Genomic DNA, 14,705 nt, shown 5'->3' with positions numbered 1-14,705 from the left:
CTCGTCCATGCCCACCTTCACATTCGACCAGCAGCAGGACGACGTCTGCGACGCCACCCGCGCCATGATCAGCATTCAGCCCGGCGCGCGCGTGGCGGGAGCCATGCTCCTCCTGCTGCCGCTGCTGGGATTGGTGTCGGCGCTGATGTTGCACTGGAAGGCGGGGGCCGCAGTCCGGACCCTGCTGCCGGTCGCCGTCGGCGCCTGGGGGATGCTGTTCGTGGGACGGCCCCTCTCCTGCTGGTGGATGGCCCGGAGCGCGCAGCGCGCCGCCGAGGCCGCCGGACCGCGCCGAACGGTGATCGTGGACGACGCGGGCGTGGAATTGCAGACTCCGGGAGGCTCGGGGCGCCTGCGCTGGAACGAGGTGGCACGGGTGGATGAGACGCGGCGGTTGTTCCTCTTCCACGTCAGCCCGGGAAGGGCGGTGATGCTGCCGAAGCGTGTGATGTCCGAAACGGAGGCGGAGGGGATCCGGGGGATCGTGCGGCAGCGAACCTCCGGCTGAAGCCCGCGTCGAATCCACGGAGCCGCGCCTGCACCTGCCGCTCGAAGGTCCGGAAATCTACCGCCGCTTCTTCCCGCCCCCGGTCATGCGCTCCATCAGCCGACCCCACTTCGAAGCCGGCTTCTCGGGCTCGGTCTCACGCTGGATCGAGCCGGACCGCGCCGCGCCGGGCCGCCCACCGTGCACGCCGCGCTCCGGTCGCCTCGCGCCGGAAGGCTGGCTTCCGCTGCGCGCGCCCTCGTGCCTCGCACCGCTCGCGGGTCGCTCGGGGCGCGAACTTCCGGGCCTGCCGCCGTGCTGCGTACCACTCCCGCCACCGCCGCGACGCGCCTCGCCCTGCGCGGGACGCCCGCCGCCGTAACCGGACTCCCGCCGCCCGCCGTCGCCGCGCCTGCCGGGCTCGCCGCCCGGACGCCCGCCGCGCTGCCCCTGCGGCTGGCGCGGTCCGCGCTCGCCGCGCGGCTCGGACGCTTCCGCCTGCACGGCCTCGTCCACCGGCCGGCGCGGGATGCCGCGGCCGATGAACCTCTCCAGTGTGCGCAGCTCCCCGTGGTCCTCGGAGGTGACGAAGCTCAACGCGTCGCCGATGGCCGCGGCCCGGCCGGTGCGGCCGATGCGGTGCACGTAGTCCTCGGGTGCCGCCGGAAAGTCGTAGTTCACCACGTGCGAGATGCCGTCCACGTCGATGCCGCGGGCGGCGATGTCGGTGGCCACCAGCACGCGGTAGCGGCCCGACTTGAAGCCCTTGAGCGCCACCTGGCGCTGGCTCTGACTCTTGTTGGAGTGCAGGGTCGCCACCGTCACACGCTCGTTCTCCAGCTTGCGCGCCAGCTTGTCGGCACCGCGCTTGGTGCGCGTGAAGACCAGCACCGTGTCCAGGCCCTTGTCCTTCAGCAGGTGCACCAGCAGCGGCGTCTTGCGCGAGCGCGACACCTCGTAGACGAACTGGGTCACGGTGTCCACCGGCGTGGCGCGCTTGCCCACGCCGACGGCCTCCGGCTGGCGCAGGAACTCGCGCGACACCTTCTCGATCTCGTCCGAGAACGTGGCCGAGAACAGCAGTGTCTGCCGCTCCTTGGGAAGCTGGCGGACGATCTTGCGGATGTCCGGCAGGAAGCCCATGTCCAGCATGCGGTCGGCTTCGTCCAGGATCAGGACTTGAAGCCCGTTGAACACGCCGGGGTGCCGGTCCATGAGGTCCAGCAGGCGCCCGGGGGTGGCGGCGATGATGTCCACGCGCGCCCGCAGCGCCTTGATCTGCGGGACCTCGGACACGCCGCCGTACACCGCGGCGCACTGCAGCGGCAGGTGCTTCGCGTACGTGCGGACGCTGTCTTCCACCTGTACCGCCAGCTCGCGCGTGGGCACCAGGACCAGCACCCGGATGGAGCGCGCGGACGCCGGGGTGGCCGTCCGCACGGGCGCGGGCGAGCCGGGGCGGGCGGGCGCGTGGGCGGGCGCGGGTGTGCCGGCGCGGGCGGGAGCATGGGCGGGCGCGGGTGAGACGTGCCGGGCGGGCATGGCCGCGGCCAGCTTCTCAATCACCGGCAGCACGTACGCCGCGGTCTTGCCGGTGCCGGTCTGCGCGGTGCCGATCACGTCCCGGCCCTTGAGCACGATGGGGATGGCCTTGGACTGGATCGGGGTGGGCTCGGTGTAGCCGGCTTCCTGGATGGCCTTGAGAATTGCGGGCCGGAGTCCGAGGGAGCTGAAAGGCATGCAGGGCTCCTTGATTAGGGTAGCCCCCATGGTACATGGGGGCGGGCGGGGCGTCCAATGAGCCGCAGCCGCCAGGCCCCGCGCACAGGCGGGCCACCCGGGCCCGCAGGCGCTGCCTACGCCCCGTACTTCTCCAGATCCACCCGCCCCAGCGCGTCGAACCCCACGCCCTCCCCTTCCAGCAACCCGCGCTGCTCCCCCGGTCCGCGTCCGGGGCGCGGGCTGATGCGGCCCTGGCTGTTGATCACCCGGTGCCACGGCACGAACCCCGGCGCGCGGGACATGGAACTGCCCACCCACCGTGCCGCCACGCCCGCGTAGGTGCGCGCGGCCACGCCCGCGGGCCGCTTGAGCTGCTTCGCGATTCCGCCGTAGGTCATCACCTTTCCGCGCGGGATGGCGCACACGACGGCATACACCGCGGCGTCGAATTCCTGCGGGCGGGGCGGCGAGGTGAAAGCCATGCGGGTTCCCCGGGAGGGAGGCGCCCCCTACCGGTCCATCTCCCCCAGCAGCACCGGGTACACCTTCCCGGGCCGGGCGTAGGGCTGATCCGGGTCGGCCAGGTCGTGGCCCACCTGCATCGAGCGCGGGAACTCGTGGACGCGCACGCGCGCGCCATGGCGGCTCCAATCCCGCACCACGGCGGAGGTGACGGAGTTGCTCACCGCGAGGTCGCTGCCGGAGGTGATCACCGAGATCTCCCCGGCCGCCGGGGTCTGCCGCCGGGCGGCAGCCTGCACCACCAGCCCGAAGTGGAGGATCTCCGCGAGGGCGCGCGTGGAGTAGCGAGGGTACACCTGCTTCGGGCCGGCCAGATTCTCCCGGGCCCGCGGGTCCCACCACAAGTAGCGGTTGGGCAACGTCCGGAGCACGCGGATGAAACCGGGGGTCAGAAGGGGGTGGATCACCGCCACGCCGAACACCGGCGAGATTAGCACCGCCCGGCTCACGTCCTTGCGGTACTGCCCCACCCATGCGGCCTGCAGCCCGCCCGTGGACAGGCCGGCCACCACCACGCGCTCCCCCAGGCCCTGCGCGATGTCCACGGCCTCGTCCGCGGCGCGGGCGAGGTCCCAGGCAGTCAGGTTCGCCTGCTCGTCGGTCATGCGGTCCACGTTGCCGTGATAGGGTGCTCGGGGGACGAGCACGTTGCAGCCGCGCGCAAACAGCGAGTCGGCGAGGCGCTCGAACTGCTTCGGGCAGTTGGCCAGCCCGTGGAACAGCACCACCACGCGGGCGGTGCGCCGGCCCTGGAGCATGGCCCGGGCGCGGCAGTCGGGCCGGACCGAGATCCCGTCCAGCGCCGCCATGGCGTCCCAGCGCCTCACGGCTTCCGCGTAATCGCGGACGGGCGAGGGCGCGGGGACAGGCCCGCGCGGTTCGTACGGGCGGCACAGCACCGCCAGCGCGGCGAATGCGAACACCAGGCACACGACCAGCATGCGGCCCCCCAGGTTCCCTTTCGTGTCATGCACGCGTGGACTATACTACACGCCGTGCCAACGATCCTCCATCTGCTCGCTTCCAATCCACTGCTGCTCCTGTTCGTGGTCGTCGGACTGGGCTACCTCGTGGGCAATCTCCAGTTCGCGGGCTTCAGCCTGGGCGTGAGCGCGGTGCTGTTCGTGGGACTGGCGTTCGGAGCGCTGGATCCCTCCATGGCCCTTCCGGACTACGTCTACGTCATCGGCCTGGTGTTGTTCGTGTACGCGGTGGGGTTGCAGTCGGGGCCGGGGTTCTTCGCCTCGTTCGGGCAGCGCGGGCTGAAGATCAACCTGGTGGCCACCGGGGCGGTGGCCGCGGGAGCCGCGGCGGCGGTCGTCTTCGGCAACCTGTTTCATCTCCCCGGCGCGGATATCGCCGGCATGTTCTGCGGCGCCCTCACCAACACCCCCGCGCTCGCTGCCACCGTGGAGGCAATCAAGCAGCTCGGCGGCAGCCAGCCGGCCGGGCAGCTCACCGCGCAGCTCAGCCGGCCGGTGGTGGCCTACGGCCTGTGCTACCCCTTCGGGGTGCTGGGCGTGATCCTGGCCTTCTGGATCTTCGCGAAGCTCTCCCGCGCGGACTTCGCCCGGGAAGAGGCCGAACGGCGCAGGGCATCCGGCACCGGCGAGATCGTGCACCGCGCCTACCGCGTCACCAATCCGGGCGTGTTCGGCCTCACCGTGGAGGAGGCGCTCCGCAGCCTGCACGAGCCGGGATTCCTGATCAGTCGCCTCCGGCGCGGCGGGGTGACCCAGGTGGCGCTGCCCGACATGCCGCTGCTGGAATCCGACGAGATCGTGGCCGTGGGCACGCCCGCGTCGCTGCTGCGCGCGCGGCTGCTGTTCGGGGAGGAGTCCGCGGACGCGGAGGTGGCCCAGGATCCCGGCATCATCTTCCGGCGCATCTTCGTGTCGAATCGGGACGCGGTGGGCCGCACCGTGGGGCTGGTGCTGGCGGAGAAGGCGTTTCACGGCGCCATCACGCGGCTGCGCCGCGGCGACGTGGACTTCGTGCCCACCCCCGGCACGGTGCTGGAGCTGGGGGACCGGGTGCGCGTGGTGGCGCCGGCCGCGGAGATGGACGACATCACGCGCTTCTTTGGCGACTCGGTGCGCGCGCTCTCCGAGACCGACTTCCTGAGCATGTCGCTGGGGATCGTGCTGGGGGTGCTGCTGGGAATGGTGCCGCTGCCGCTGCCCAACGGGATGAGCTTCAAGCTGGGCTTCGCGGGCGGACCGCTTATCGTGGCGCTGGTGCTGGGACGCCTCGAGCGCACCGGGCCCATCACCTGGGGGCTCCCCTTCAACGCCAACCTGGTGCTGCGCCAGCTGGGACTGGTGTTCTTCCTCGCGGCCATCGGCACGCGCGCCGGGCAGGGGTTCGGCTCCACCTTCACCCACGGGGGCGGGCCGTTGATCGCCGCGGGTGCGCTCGTCACGGCGTTCGTGGCGGTGGCGGGTCTGCTGGCGGCCACCCGCTACCTCAGGCTGCCGGTCTCGGCGGCCATGGGCCTGGTGGCCGGCGTGCACACGCAGCCCGCGTGCCTGGCGTTCGCGGCGCAGCAGGCCGGGAACGACATGCCCAACGAGTGGTACGCGAACGTGTACCCGTCTTCGATGATCGCCAAGATCCTCCTGGCGCAGGTGCTGGTGACGACGCTGCTGCGGGTGTAGGGGAGCGGCGGGAGCCGCGCGGACAGGGGTGATGCGGGCAGACGGAGGACCGGGCGGCCCTAGGCCGCGTTTCGCACTTCCCGCCCGTCCAGTGCCGAGCGCACCGCCGCCAGCATGTCGCTCGGCAGGAACGGCTTCTGCAGGATGATCGAGCCCGGCGGGAGCTTGCCCGGGCCGGTGATGCTGGCGTCGGCGTAGCCGCTCATGAACATCACGAGCACGTCCGGAGCCAGGGCGCGCACGCTCTCCAGCACTTCCTTCCCGTTCATTCGCGGCATCACCAGGTCGGTGAGCACCAGCGAGATCTCCTCCCGGTGGAGACGGAAGAGCTCCACGCCCGCCTCTCCGTCCTCCGCTGCCAGCACCCGGTAGCCGCCCGCGGTGAGTGCGGTGGTCAGCAGCCGGCGCACGGATTCCTCGTCTTCCACCACCAGCAGCGTCTCGTGACCCCGCGGAGCCGACGCGGAGAACGGGGATGCCGACTCCGCGCCGGGGTCCTCCGCCACCGCATCCACTCGCGGCAGCAGCACGCGGAACCTGCTCCCCCGTCCCGGTTCGCTCTCCACCTCGATGTGCCCGCCACTCTGCTGCACGATGCCGTAGACCGTCGAGAGACCCAGCCCGGTGCCCTTGCCCTGTTCCTTGGTGGTGAAGAAAGGCTCGAAGATGCGCCGCTGAAGCTCGCGGTCCATTCCGACACCCGAGTCGGACACCGAGATCACCACGAACCGGCGCGGCCCCTCCCCGGTGCACGGCTGCATGGAGTCCGGCTGGCGCACGGTCTCCCCGGTCTCCACCACGAGGCGCCCGCCGTCGGGCATGGCATCGCGGGCGTTGACCACCAGGTTCAGCACCACCTGCTCCAGCTGTCCCGGGTCCGCCTTCACGTTCCCGGGCGATTCGGACAGGTGCGCCACCAGCTCGATGTGCTCGCCGATGAGCCGGCGCAGCATCCGCTCCATGTTGGTCACCACGGCGTTCACGTCGAGCACCTGCGGCGCCAGGATCTGCCGGCGGCTGAATGCCAGCAGTTGCCGGGTCAGGCCCGCCGCGCGCTTGGAGGAGGCCAGGATCTCCTCCACGTAGCCTCGGAGGGGCGTGTCGCCGGGCAGCCGGTGCAGCAGCAGGTCTCCATAGCCGTGGATGGCGGTGAGCAGATTGTTGAAGTCGTGGGCCACGCCGCCGGCCAGCTTGCCGATGGCCTCCATCTTCTGCGACTGCAGCAACTGCTCCTGGCTGTGCCGCAGCGCCTCCTCCGCCCGCTCGCGGTCCAGGATCTCCAGCTGGAGTTCGCCGAGGCGCCGCTCGAGCTGCTCCTGCGCCTCGCACAGCGCCCGGTCGCGGACCTGGATCTGGGACACCATCTCGTTGAATGCGTCGGTAAGCCGGCCCACTTCGTCCTGGCCGTGCTTTTCCACGCGGATGGAGTGGTTGCGGTCGGCGGACACGGCGCGCGCGGCCTCGGCCAGCTCCACGATCGGCCCGGACACCACGCGCTGCGCCCGGCGCGAGACCAGGAAGGCGCAGCCGATGGACACCAGGAGCACCACGAACCCGACCAGGACGTAGCGATTCGAGCGCTCCGTCGCCTCGTCCGTGTCCGCCAGCAGGCACAGCGTGCCCAGCCGCTCGCCGCGCAGGCGGACGGTGTGGACCAGGCGCAGCTGGTGGCCCTGGATGGTGGATCCCTCCGCCAGGCCGCGGCCGGAAGCGGGCAAGGGCAACCCGCCGGGGCGGTCGTAGCTCGCGAAACGCGTTCCGTCGGCAGCATACAGCGCGGCGCCCTGCAGGTGCTTGCGCGCTGCGAGCGCCACCAGCACCTCCTCCGCAGCCCTCGGGTCGCCGAACATCAGCGGGGCCTGGCAGTTCTTCTCCACGATCTCGGCGAGGCTGTCCATGTCGGAGATCATCCGGCTGCGGAAGGTCTCGAGGTCGTACACCACGAAGGTGCCGCACGCGAGCAGCAGCACCGTGGCGCTGGTGAGGGTGATGATGGCGGTGAGCTTCTGGCCCAGGGGAGCGTCCCGGAAGTGCATGGGCTACTCCTCCTTCCGCGCGTCCGGGTGGACGGTGCGGGCCACCTGGAGGAGCCGGGAGCTGATCTCGAGGTGCGCCTCCGAGGCCGGGGCCAGGCTGACGTCGAACTGGACCCGCTCCTGTTCCGTGCGGAACCGGATCATGCCGCCACCGCGGAGGAACCCGCGGCAGTCGCCCACGGTGAGCACCGGCAGGCCCCTCAGGCGCTCGAAGAGCGCGGCCAGCCGCTTTTCCTCCCCGCCGGCCAGGTACACCAGCTGGCAGGCGGCGGCCTCCTCGGGCGTGTTCACGCGCCGGATGACGATGCGCATCCCCTGCACCGTCTTGCTCTCGAGCGCCCGGGTGACGGATGCGCCGAAGGGATCCTCGCCCAGGACCCCGATGGCGAACACGCCTCTTGGGGGGCTCTTTTCGGGCCAGGTGACGAACTTGGTGAAGTTGTAGAGGTAGGCGGCGCGCACGTCGAACTCGCCCGCGCCCTCCCCCTCGCGCGCGGAGACCTGCGCCGGAGCGGCGCGACCGGGCGCGACGGAGCCGGCGATGGCGAGGGCGATGAGCGCGAGGGCGGCGAGCGCCGCCGCGTGTCTCGAGACGGTTCGCATCAGTGGGCCAGTGACACCCCGTAGCCCAGCACCACGTTGAATCCGGGCGCGTCCATGCCGGAGCCGTGGTAGCGGTAGGTCTTGTCGAGCAGGTTTTCGAGCCCCAGGGTGAGCCGCCCCGCGCGGCCCAGGTCCATGCCCCCGCGCACGTTGAGCGTCACGTATCCCGGGGTTCCGTGGGGGGACATGCGCGGATCGGTGAGGTCTCCCGGCGCCAGGCGGGCCTGGGTCCCCCCGAACAGCGAGTACAACTCCGCCCACGCGGTCCGCGACGGCAGCCACTTGAGCCCCGCGGCGCCCATCACCGGCGGAATCCTGCGCATCGGCTCGTCGGTCTGCGGGTCGGAGCCGCGCGTCCAGCCCAGGTTCGCATAGCCGGAGACATCGTGCCTCAGCAGCACCTCCAGCTTCGCCTCGATGCCGTGAACCCGCGCCCGGCCCTGGTTCTGCCGGTCGAAGACCAGCGGTTCCCCGGGGTCCTGCACCCCGTTCCCGTTGGAGTCCAGGAACGGCAGGCCATTCTGGGTCGTGGGCCGGCGTTCGATCAGGTCGTGGATGTCGCTGAGGTAGTAGAACAGGGTGCCCGCGAAACCGCCGCGCTGGGCCTTGATCCCCACTTCGTAGTCCACGCTGTGCTCCGGCTGCAGCCGGGGCGACGGGACTTCGTATCCCCCGCCGAACGTGCCCACGACGGTGCCATCGTTGAGGCTGGGAGCCCGGAACCCCTGCCCCACGCCGCCCACCAGGTGCACGTTGTGCGAGATGCGGTACAGCGCGTGCACGCTGCCGGTGAGCGCGGACGGATCGAGGTTGATGCTCCGGGAGTCGGGCGCGGCCGAGGAGTCGTAGGCGTCGAGGTCGATCCAGCTCTGGCGCAGCCCCAGGGTCACGTGCAGGGCTTCGGACACCTGCAGCTCATCCTGCACGTACACCGCGACGGTGCGGTACGAGGACTGGTCCAGCACCGTGCCGCGCTTGCTCTGCCCCGCCCCGGTGACGTCGTCGTGGTCCGTGCGGCTGCTGGTGATCCGGTCGCGGTAGGCCTCGGACCCGTAGGTGAACAGCTGGTGCGCCCCGATCCGGGAGCTGGCCTGCACCGCCAGTCCCCACGTCTTCACCCGGTCCAGGTAGTGGCGCGTCACCGTGGGAGCGGACGCCAGGACGCGTTCGACCTGCTCGCCCTGCACGTGGTACGAGAGGCGCAGCGAGAGCGTGTCGGCGAAGGCCCATGGCCGCGTGGCCCCGAGGTGGAGGTAGCCCAGGATCCGTTCCTCCGGGCTCCAGTCGTAGCGGATGTGATCGCCGCGTGGCGCCACCATGTCCGTGCGCGGCAGGTCCGACTGCCGCACGTACTGGAGCGCCGCGGTGGCCCGGGCCCTCGGTGCCAGCGCCGCCTCCAGCTTCAGGTCGCCGTCCAGCTCGTGGTAGCCCGTGTGTGCCTGCCGGCCGACGAGGCTGCCCGCCCTCAGGTCCCCGAAGGACCGCGCGCCGATGCCGCCCACCACGCCCAGCGAGGCGGATGTGGAGGAGAACTCCAGCCGGCCGCCGAGGCTGCGATCGGCGGTGGCGGCGCGCACGCGGGATCCGCTGCGCACCGCCGCGGACGAGCCGCCGGGATGTGCATCGCGGGTGAGGATGTTGACGATGCCGCCGAGCGCGTCGCTGCCGTAGAGCGTCGAGCCGGTGCCATGGATCACCTCGATGCGCTCCACCTGCGCGATATCGATGGTGTTCAGGTACTGGTTCGGGCCCAGGCGGTAGAAGCCGTTGTTCATCCGCACGCCGTCCACCAGGATCAGGACCTGGTTTCCGATGAGGCCGCGGATCACCGGTGAGCCACCCCCGTAGTTGGTCTCCTGCACCAGCACGCCGGCGAGACCCACCAGCGCCTCCGGCACGGTGCGGAAGTTGCCGCGGCGGAGGTCCTCGGAGGTGATCACCGACACGGAGCGGGGAGAGTCGATGCGGCGCTGCGCGTGGCGCGCGGCGGAGACCACCGTGACCCGCGTCAGCTGCTCGAGGCTCAGCTGCATCAGGTCCGAAACGGAGTCGGCGTCCTGCGCGAATCCCGGGCGAGCGGCGGGACCTGCCGTCGCCAGGGCAAGCGCGAGCGCGGACACGGTCCGGAGGGGAATCCGAACGTTCATGCGGGGCTCCTGGGTGGTGGATCGCATGCACCGGGGGCGGAGCGTGCAGGAACCTGGTCCGTGGCGCGGCTCCATGAAACCGGGAACGCTTCGTCTGCTTCACGGTTCTTATCGGCCGCCGTTCGTGCGGAATTGAGCGGAATTGAGACTGCGAAGGCTTGTTTCGGGGCTGCCGCTCCCGACATGCGCAGGGCGCCCGGGCCGCGACGGACTGCGGCGGGCGCCCTGCGGGAACCGGCGGGGAATCAGGGGGATCCGGGATTCGGGAAGCCGGGGTTACTCCGACATCGCCGGTGGCTTCCCGGGCTCCTCGTGCTTCTCGCGTTCGGTGAAGCGCGCCAGCATCGTGTACACCACCGGCACGAGCACCAGCGTGAGGAACGTGGAGAACAACAGCCCTCCCACCACCGCGATGCCCAGCGGCCGGCGGGACTCCCCGCCCTCCCCCAGGCCGATGGCGATGGGCAGCACGCCAAACACCGTGGCGAACGAAGTCATCAGGATGGGCCGCAGCCGGATCTTGGATGCCTCCACCACCGCCTCGGCCACGGCCATGCCGCGGTGCCTCAGCTGGTTGGAGAATTCCACGATCAGGATGGCGTTCTTGGTGACCAGCCCGATGAGCATGATCAGCCCGATCTGCGAGTAGATGTTGAGGCTCTGGCGGAACACGAACAGCGAGACCAGCGCGCCCACCACCGCCAGCGGCACCGAGAGCAGGATCGTGAGCGGGTGCACGAAGCTCTCGAACTGCGCCGCCAGCACCAGGTAGATGAACACCACCGCGAGCAGGAACAGCAGGTACAGGCTGTTGCTCGACTCCCGGAAGTCGCGCGACTGCCCGCCCAGCTCGTGCTTGACCGTGGGCGGCAGGCTGGTGCGGGCGATGCCGTCCAGGGCGTCCAGCGCCTGTCCCAGGCTCACCCCCGGCGCCAGGCTGGCGGTGAGGCTGGCGGAGCGCACGCGGTTGTAGTGGTTGAGCTCCTTGGGCGCCACCGACTCCCGCACGCGAACCACGTTGGCCAGTTGCACCAGCCCGTCGCGACCCCGCACGTACAGGTCGCGGATGGCGTCGGGCGTGGTGCGCTCCGCAGGGCGGAGCTGGGTGATCACGTCGTACTGCTTCGCGGCGCGCTTGAAGTTGCCCACCACACGCCCGCCCAGGTAGGTCTCGAGGGTGGTGCCGATGTCGGTCACGGACACGCCCAGTTGCGCGGCCCGGTCGCGGTCGATGGAGATCTCCAGCTGCGGCTTGTTGAGACGCAGGTCGGAGTCGAGGTTGATCAGGTAGCCCAGCTTCTGCGCCTGGCCCATCATGGAGGCCACCGAGGCCTGCAACTGGTCGTACGAGTCGGCCTCCAGGACGTACTCCACCGGCGAGGACGAGAAGCCGCCCCCCAGGCTGGGCGGGTTGATCACGAACGCCAGCACGCCGGGGATGGCGAAGAGCTGCGGGAACATCTCCCGGACGATCTGCTGCTGGCTCCGCTTGCGCTCCTCGTGGGGCTTGAGGCTCAGGAACATGAACCCGTTGGTGACCCGGCCCGGCCCGCCGAAGCCCAGGCCCACGGCGCTGAACAGCCCGCGCCGCTCGGGCAGCGCCATCAGCTTGCCCTCCACTTCGTGCATGTAGCGGTCGGTGTAGGCCAGCGTGGAACCTTCGGGCGCGATGAGGATGCCGAAGGCGGTGCCGCGGTCCTCCACCGGCACCAGCTCCCGCGGCAGCATCTGCGCCACCCCGACGCTCAGCAGCACCAGGAGCAGGGCCACCCCCAGCACCGCCCAGCGGCGGCGCAGCGCCCCGTTCAGGATGCGGTCGTACACCCGGTTGAGCCCCTCGAAGAAGGCGTCGAAGGAGCGCGTGGCCCACGAGTTGCTCGCACCGTGCAGCGGCTTGAGCATGCGGGAGGAGAGCATCGGGGTGAGCGTGAGCGCCACGAACCCGGAGATCAGCACCGCCACCGCCACGCTGATGCCGAACTCGTTGAACAGCCGTCCCACCGCCCCGGTGAGGAACGCCACCGGCACGAACACCGCGACGAGGGTGATGGTGGTGGCCATGACCGCGAATCCGATTTCCTTGGAACCGTCGAAGGCCGCCTGGCGGCGCGACTTGCCCATTTCCATGTGCCGGAAGACGTTTTCGAGCACCACGATGGCGTCGTCCACCACCAGCCCGATGGCCAGCACCATGGCCAGCAGGGTGAGGATGTTGATGGTGAACCCGGCGAAGAACGCCACCGCCAGCGTGCCGATGATGGACGTCGGGATGGCCAGGGTGGGGATCAGGGTGGCGCGGAAGCTCTTCAGGAACACCAGGATGACGAGGATCACCAGGCAGATGGCGATGATCAGCGTGTGCACCACCTCGGTGATCGAGTTGCTGATGAAGGTGGAGGAGTCGTACGCCACGCTGAGCTTCATGCCCGCGGGGATCAGCTTCTGCAGCGCCGGGAGCGCCTCGCGCACCGCCCGCGCCACGTCCAGCGTGCTGGCCTTGGACTGCTTCACCACGCCCAGCCCCACGGCCGGCTGGCCGTTGAAGCGGGCGGTGCTGCGCTCGTCCTCCGCTCCGACCACGACCTGGGCCACGTCCGAGAGGCGCACCGTGCCGCCGGCGCCCTGGGTGACGACGATGGCCCCGAATTCCTCCGGGGTCACCAGGTCGCCCTGCGTCTTCACCGAGAACTCGCGCGTGGCGCCTTCCACGCGCCCGCCGGGAATCTCCACGTTCTCCCGGGCCAGCGCGCGCTCCACGTCCTGCGTGGTCAGCCCGAAGGCGGCCATGCGCCGCGCGTCCAGCCACACGCGCATGGCGTAGCGCCGCTCCCCACCGATGAACACCGCGCCCACGCCGGGCAGGCGCTGCAGGCGCTCCTTGAGCACGCGGTCGGCGACGTCGGAAAGCTCCAGGTTGCTGTGGCGGTCGCTGGACAGCGCGATCCAGAACACCGGCTGCGCGTTGGCGTCCACCTTGGAGACCACCGGGTCGTCCACCTCGCGCGGCAGCCGGCCGCGAATGCGCGCCACGCGGTCGCGCACGTCGTTGGCGGCCTCGTCCGGCTTGCGCTTGAGCTCGAACTCGACGGTGATCACCGAGCCCTGCTCGCGGCTGGAGGAGGTGATGGTCTTCACCCCTTCCAGCGTGGCCAGCTGCTCCTCGATCACGTCGGTGACCTCGGTCTCCACCACGCTGGGGCTGGCGCCACGGTAGAGGGTGACCACCGAGACGATCGGCGGGTCAATGTCCGGGTATTCCCGCACCGGCAGGCGGGTAAACGCGATCACGCCGAAGAGCACGATCGCGAGGCTCATCACCGTCGCGAAGACGGGGCGCTGGATGGACAGTTCGCTCAGCTTCATCGCTTCGTTCCCGCCGCCTTGCCGGGTGCCGCCGTCTTGCTGCCGGCCGCGGGGGCGCCACCGGGCTTGCCGGGGGCGCCGGCGCCGGGCTTGCCGCCCGGCGGGCCGCCGGCGCTCATCATCTTGAGCATCTCGGCGGTCATGGGCATCACCTTGGCCCCCGGGAAGAGCTTCTGGTGCCCCGCGCGCACCACCAGCGCGCCGGCCTCCAGGCCCTTCACCACTTCCACGGCACCGGCCTGGCGGCTGCCCAGCGTGAGGTTCGTCTTGAGCACCGTGCTGTCGGGCTGCACCACGTAGACGACCGACTGGTCGCCCTCCTCGAACACCGCCTCGCTGGGCACGGTCAGCGCGGCGGGCCGCGCCGCCAGCACCACCGAGACGTTCGCGGACATGCCCGGCAGGAACCGGCCGCCGGGGTTGGCGATCCGCGCGGTGATGCGCGCGTTGCGCGTGCCCGGGTCCAGCACCGGGTCGATGACGTCGATCCGCCCGCGCACCTCGGAGCCGGGCACCGCGGGCGTGGACACCGTCACCGGCGCGCCCTGGCGCAGCACGCCCAGGTAGCGCTCCGGTGCGGAGAACTTCACCCGCAGCTCGCTCAGCTGCGCGATGTCGGCGATGGGCTGTCCGCTGCGCAGGAACGCCCCCTGGCTCACCCGTCGCGCGCCCACGCGCCCGTCGAAGGGTGCGACGATGCGGGTCTTGGCCAGCCGGGCCTTCGCCACGTCCAGGTTGGCCTCCGCCACCTTGAGGGCGGCGGCGGCGTTGTCCAGGTCCTGCTGGGAGCCGGCATTCTGCTCCACGATGGACTTCACGCGGGCGAAGGCCACGCTGCCCTGCACGCGCAGCGCCTCGGCGCGGTTCACTTCCGCGCGGAGCTGCGAGTCGTCGAGCTGGGCGATCAGGCCGCCGCGGCGCACCGTCTCGCCCTCGCGATAGGAGATGCCCACCACCGAGGCGTCAATCTCGGAGACCAGCGTCACCTGCTCGGCGGCCTCGAGCGTGCCCACGGCCTCGAAGCGGTCCGTCACGCCCTCGACCTTCGCCTCCGCGACTTCCACGGGCGTCGGCGGCATCTGGAATCCGCCACCGCGCGGGCCGCAGCCGGCCAGCGCGGCCAGCAGGGCGGTCGCGACCAGGGTTCTTCCGGGAATCTTCATGGATG

Annotated in this window: 10 protein-coding genes; 2 read left to right on the top strand and 8 right to left on the bottom strand. The window is 71.0% G+C overall.

Going from position 1 to position 14,705, the window contains the following annotated elements; genetic code table 11:
* Nucleotides 1–7 precede the first annotated feature (7 nt).
* Entirely contained in the window at nucleotides 8–508 is a 501-nt protein-coding gene (locus tag HZB25_08070; GenBank protein MBI5837186.1) for a YcxB family protein, read from the top strand.
* A 57-nt stretch (nucleotides 509–565) separates the two neighbouring features.
* On the opposite strand, the gene HZB25_08065 is transcribed toward HZB25_08070, so the two are convergent.
* The 3 genes from HZB25_08065 to HZB25_08055 form a co-directional block, all read right to left on the bottom strand.
* Nucleotides 566–2,227, bottom strand: coding sequence for a DEAD/DEAH box helicase (locus HZB25_08065; GenBank protein MBI5837185.1), 1,662 nt, complete (start codon nucleotides 2,225–2,227; stop codon nucleotides 566–568).
* A 116-nt stretch (nucleotides 2,228–2,343) separates the two neighbouring features.
* The gene (locus HZB25_08060; protein ID MBI5837184.1) at nucleotides 2,344–2,691 is read right to left on the bottom strand and encodes an MGMT family protein; all 348 of its coding nucleotides are present in this window, start codon (nucleotides 2,689–2,691) and stop codon (nucleotides 2,344–2,346) included.
* Nucleotides 2,692–2,718: 27 nt separating this feature from the next.
* Nucleotides 2,719–3,705 (bottom strand): alpha/beta fold hydrolase, encoded by a 987-nt coding sequence (locus tag HZB25_08055; GenBank protein MBI5837183.1) that lies wholly within the window; start codon nucleotides 3,703–3,705, stop codon nucleotides 2,719–2,721.
* A 21-nt stretch (nucleotides 3,706–3,726) separates the two neighbouring features.
* Between HZB25_08055 and HZB25_08050 the strand changes: the two genes are divergently transcribed.
* Complete coding sequence (locus HZB25_08050; GenBank protein MBI5837182.1) at nucleotides 3,727–5,388, top strand: transporter; 1,662 nt, start codon at nucleotides 3,727–3,729, stop codon at nucleotides 5,386–5,388.
* A gap of 59 nt (nucleotides 5,389–5,447) precedes the next feature.
* On the opposite strand, the gene HZB25_08045 is transcribed toward HZB25_08050, so the two are convergent.
* The 5 genes from HZB25_08045 to HZB25_08025 all read right to left on the bottom strand — a co-directional run bounded on the left by HZB25_08045 (nucleotide 5,448) and on the right by HZB25_08025 (nucleotide 14,700).
* Nucleotides 5,448–7,424 (bottom strand): response regulator, encoded by a 1,977-nt coding sequence (locus HZB25_08045; GenBank protein MBI5837181.1) that lies wholly within the window; start codon nucleotides 7,422–7,424, stop codon nucleotides 5,448–5,450.
* Nucleotides 7,425–7,427: 3 nt separating this feature from the next.
* Nucleotides 7,428–8,027: a YfiR family protein gene (locus HZB25_08040; GenBank protein MBI5837180.1), complete on the bottom strand. Its 600-nt coding sequence runs from the start codon at nucleotides 8,025–8,027 to the stop codon at nucleotides 7,428–7,430.
* Nucleotides 8,027–10,174, bottom strand: coding sequence for a TonB-dependent receptor (locus HZB25_08035; GenBank protein MBI5837179.1), 2,148 nt, complete (start codon nucleotides 10,172–10,174; stop codon nucleotides 8,027–8,029). Before HZB25_08035 ends, HZB25_08040 begins: the two co-directional genes overlap by 1 nt.
* A 276-nt stretch (nucleotides 10,175–10,450) precedes the next feature.
* Nucleotides 10,451–13,537, bottom strand: coding sequence for an efflux RND transporter permease subunit (locus HZB25_08030; GenBank protein MBI5837178.1), 3,087 nt, complete (start codon nucleotides 13,535–13,537; stop codon nucleotides 10,451–10,453).
* Entirely contained in the window at nucleotides 13,534–14,700 is a 1,167-nt protein-coding gene (locus tag HZB25_08025; GenBank protein MBI5837177.1) for an efflux RND transporter periplasmic adaptor subunit, read from the bottom strand. The genes HZB25_08030 and HZB25_08025 overlap by 4 nt, the downstream gene beginning before the upstream one ends.
* Nucleotides 14,701–14,705 lie beyond the last annotated feature (5 nt).

The sequence above is a fragment of the Candidatus Eisenbacteria bacterium genome (genome assembly GCA_016235265.1).
GTDB lineage: Bacteria > Eisenbacteria > RBG-16-71-46 > RBG-16-71-46 > JACRLI01 > JACRLI01.
This window is presented reverse-complemented; position numbering and strand designations above follow the sequence as displayed.

Coding starts and splice junctions, on each gene's coding strand:
- HZB25_08070 (MBI5837186.1), top strand. CDS start 8: ATGCCCACCTTCACATTCGACCAGCAGCAGGACGACGTCTGCGACGCC.
- HZB25_08065 (MBI5837185.1), bottom strand. CDS start 2,227: ATGCCTTTCAGCTCCCTCGGACTCCGGCCCGCAATTCTCAAGGCCATC.
- HZB25_08060 (MBI5837184.1), bottom strand. CDS start 2,691: ATGGCTTTCACCTCGCCGCCCCGCCCGCAGGAATTCGACGCCGCGGTG.
- HZB25_08045 (MBI5837181.1), bottom strand. CDS start 7,424: ATGCACTTCCGGGACGCTCCCCTGGGCCAGAAGCTCACCGCCATCATC.
- HZB25_08040 (MBI5837180.1), bottom strand. CDS start 8,027: ATGCGAACCGTCTCGAGACACGCGGCGGCGCTCGCCGCCCTCGCGCTC.
- HZB25_08035 (MBI5837179.1), bottom strand. CDS start 10,174: ATGAACGTTCGGATTCCCCTCCGGACCGTGTCCGCGCTCGCGCTTGCC.
- HZB25_08030 (MBI5837178.1), bottom strand. CDS start 13,537: ATGAAGCTGAGCGAACTGTCCATCCAGCGCCCCGTCTTCGCGACGGTG.
- HZB25_08025 (MBI5837177.1), bottom strand. CDS start 14,700: ATGAAGATTCCCGGAAGAACCCTGGTCGCGACCGCCCTGCTGGCCGCG.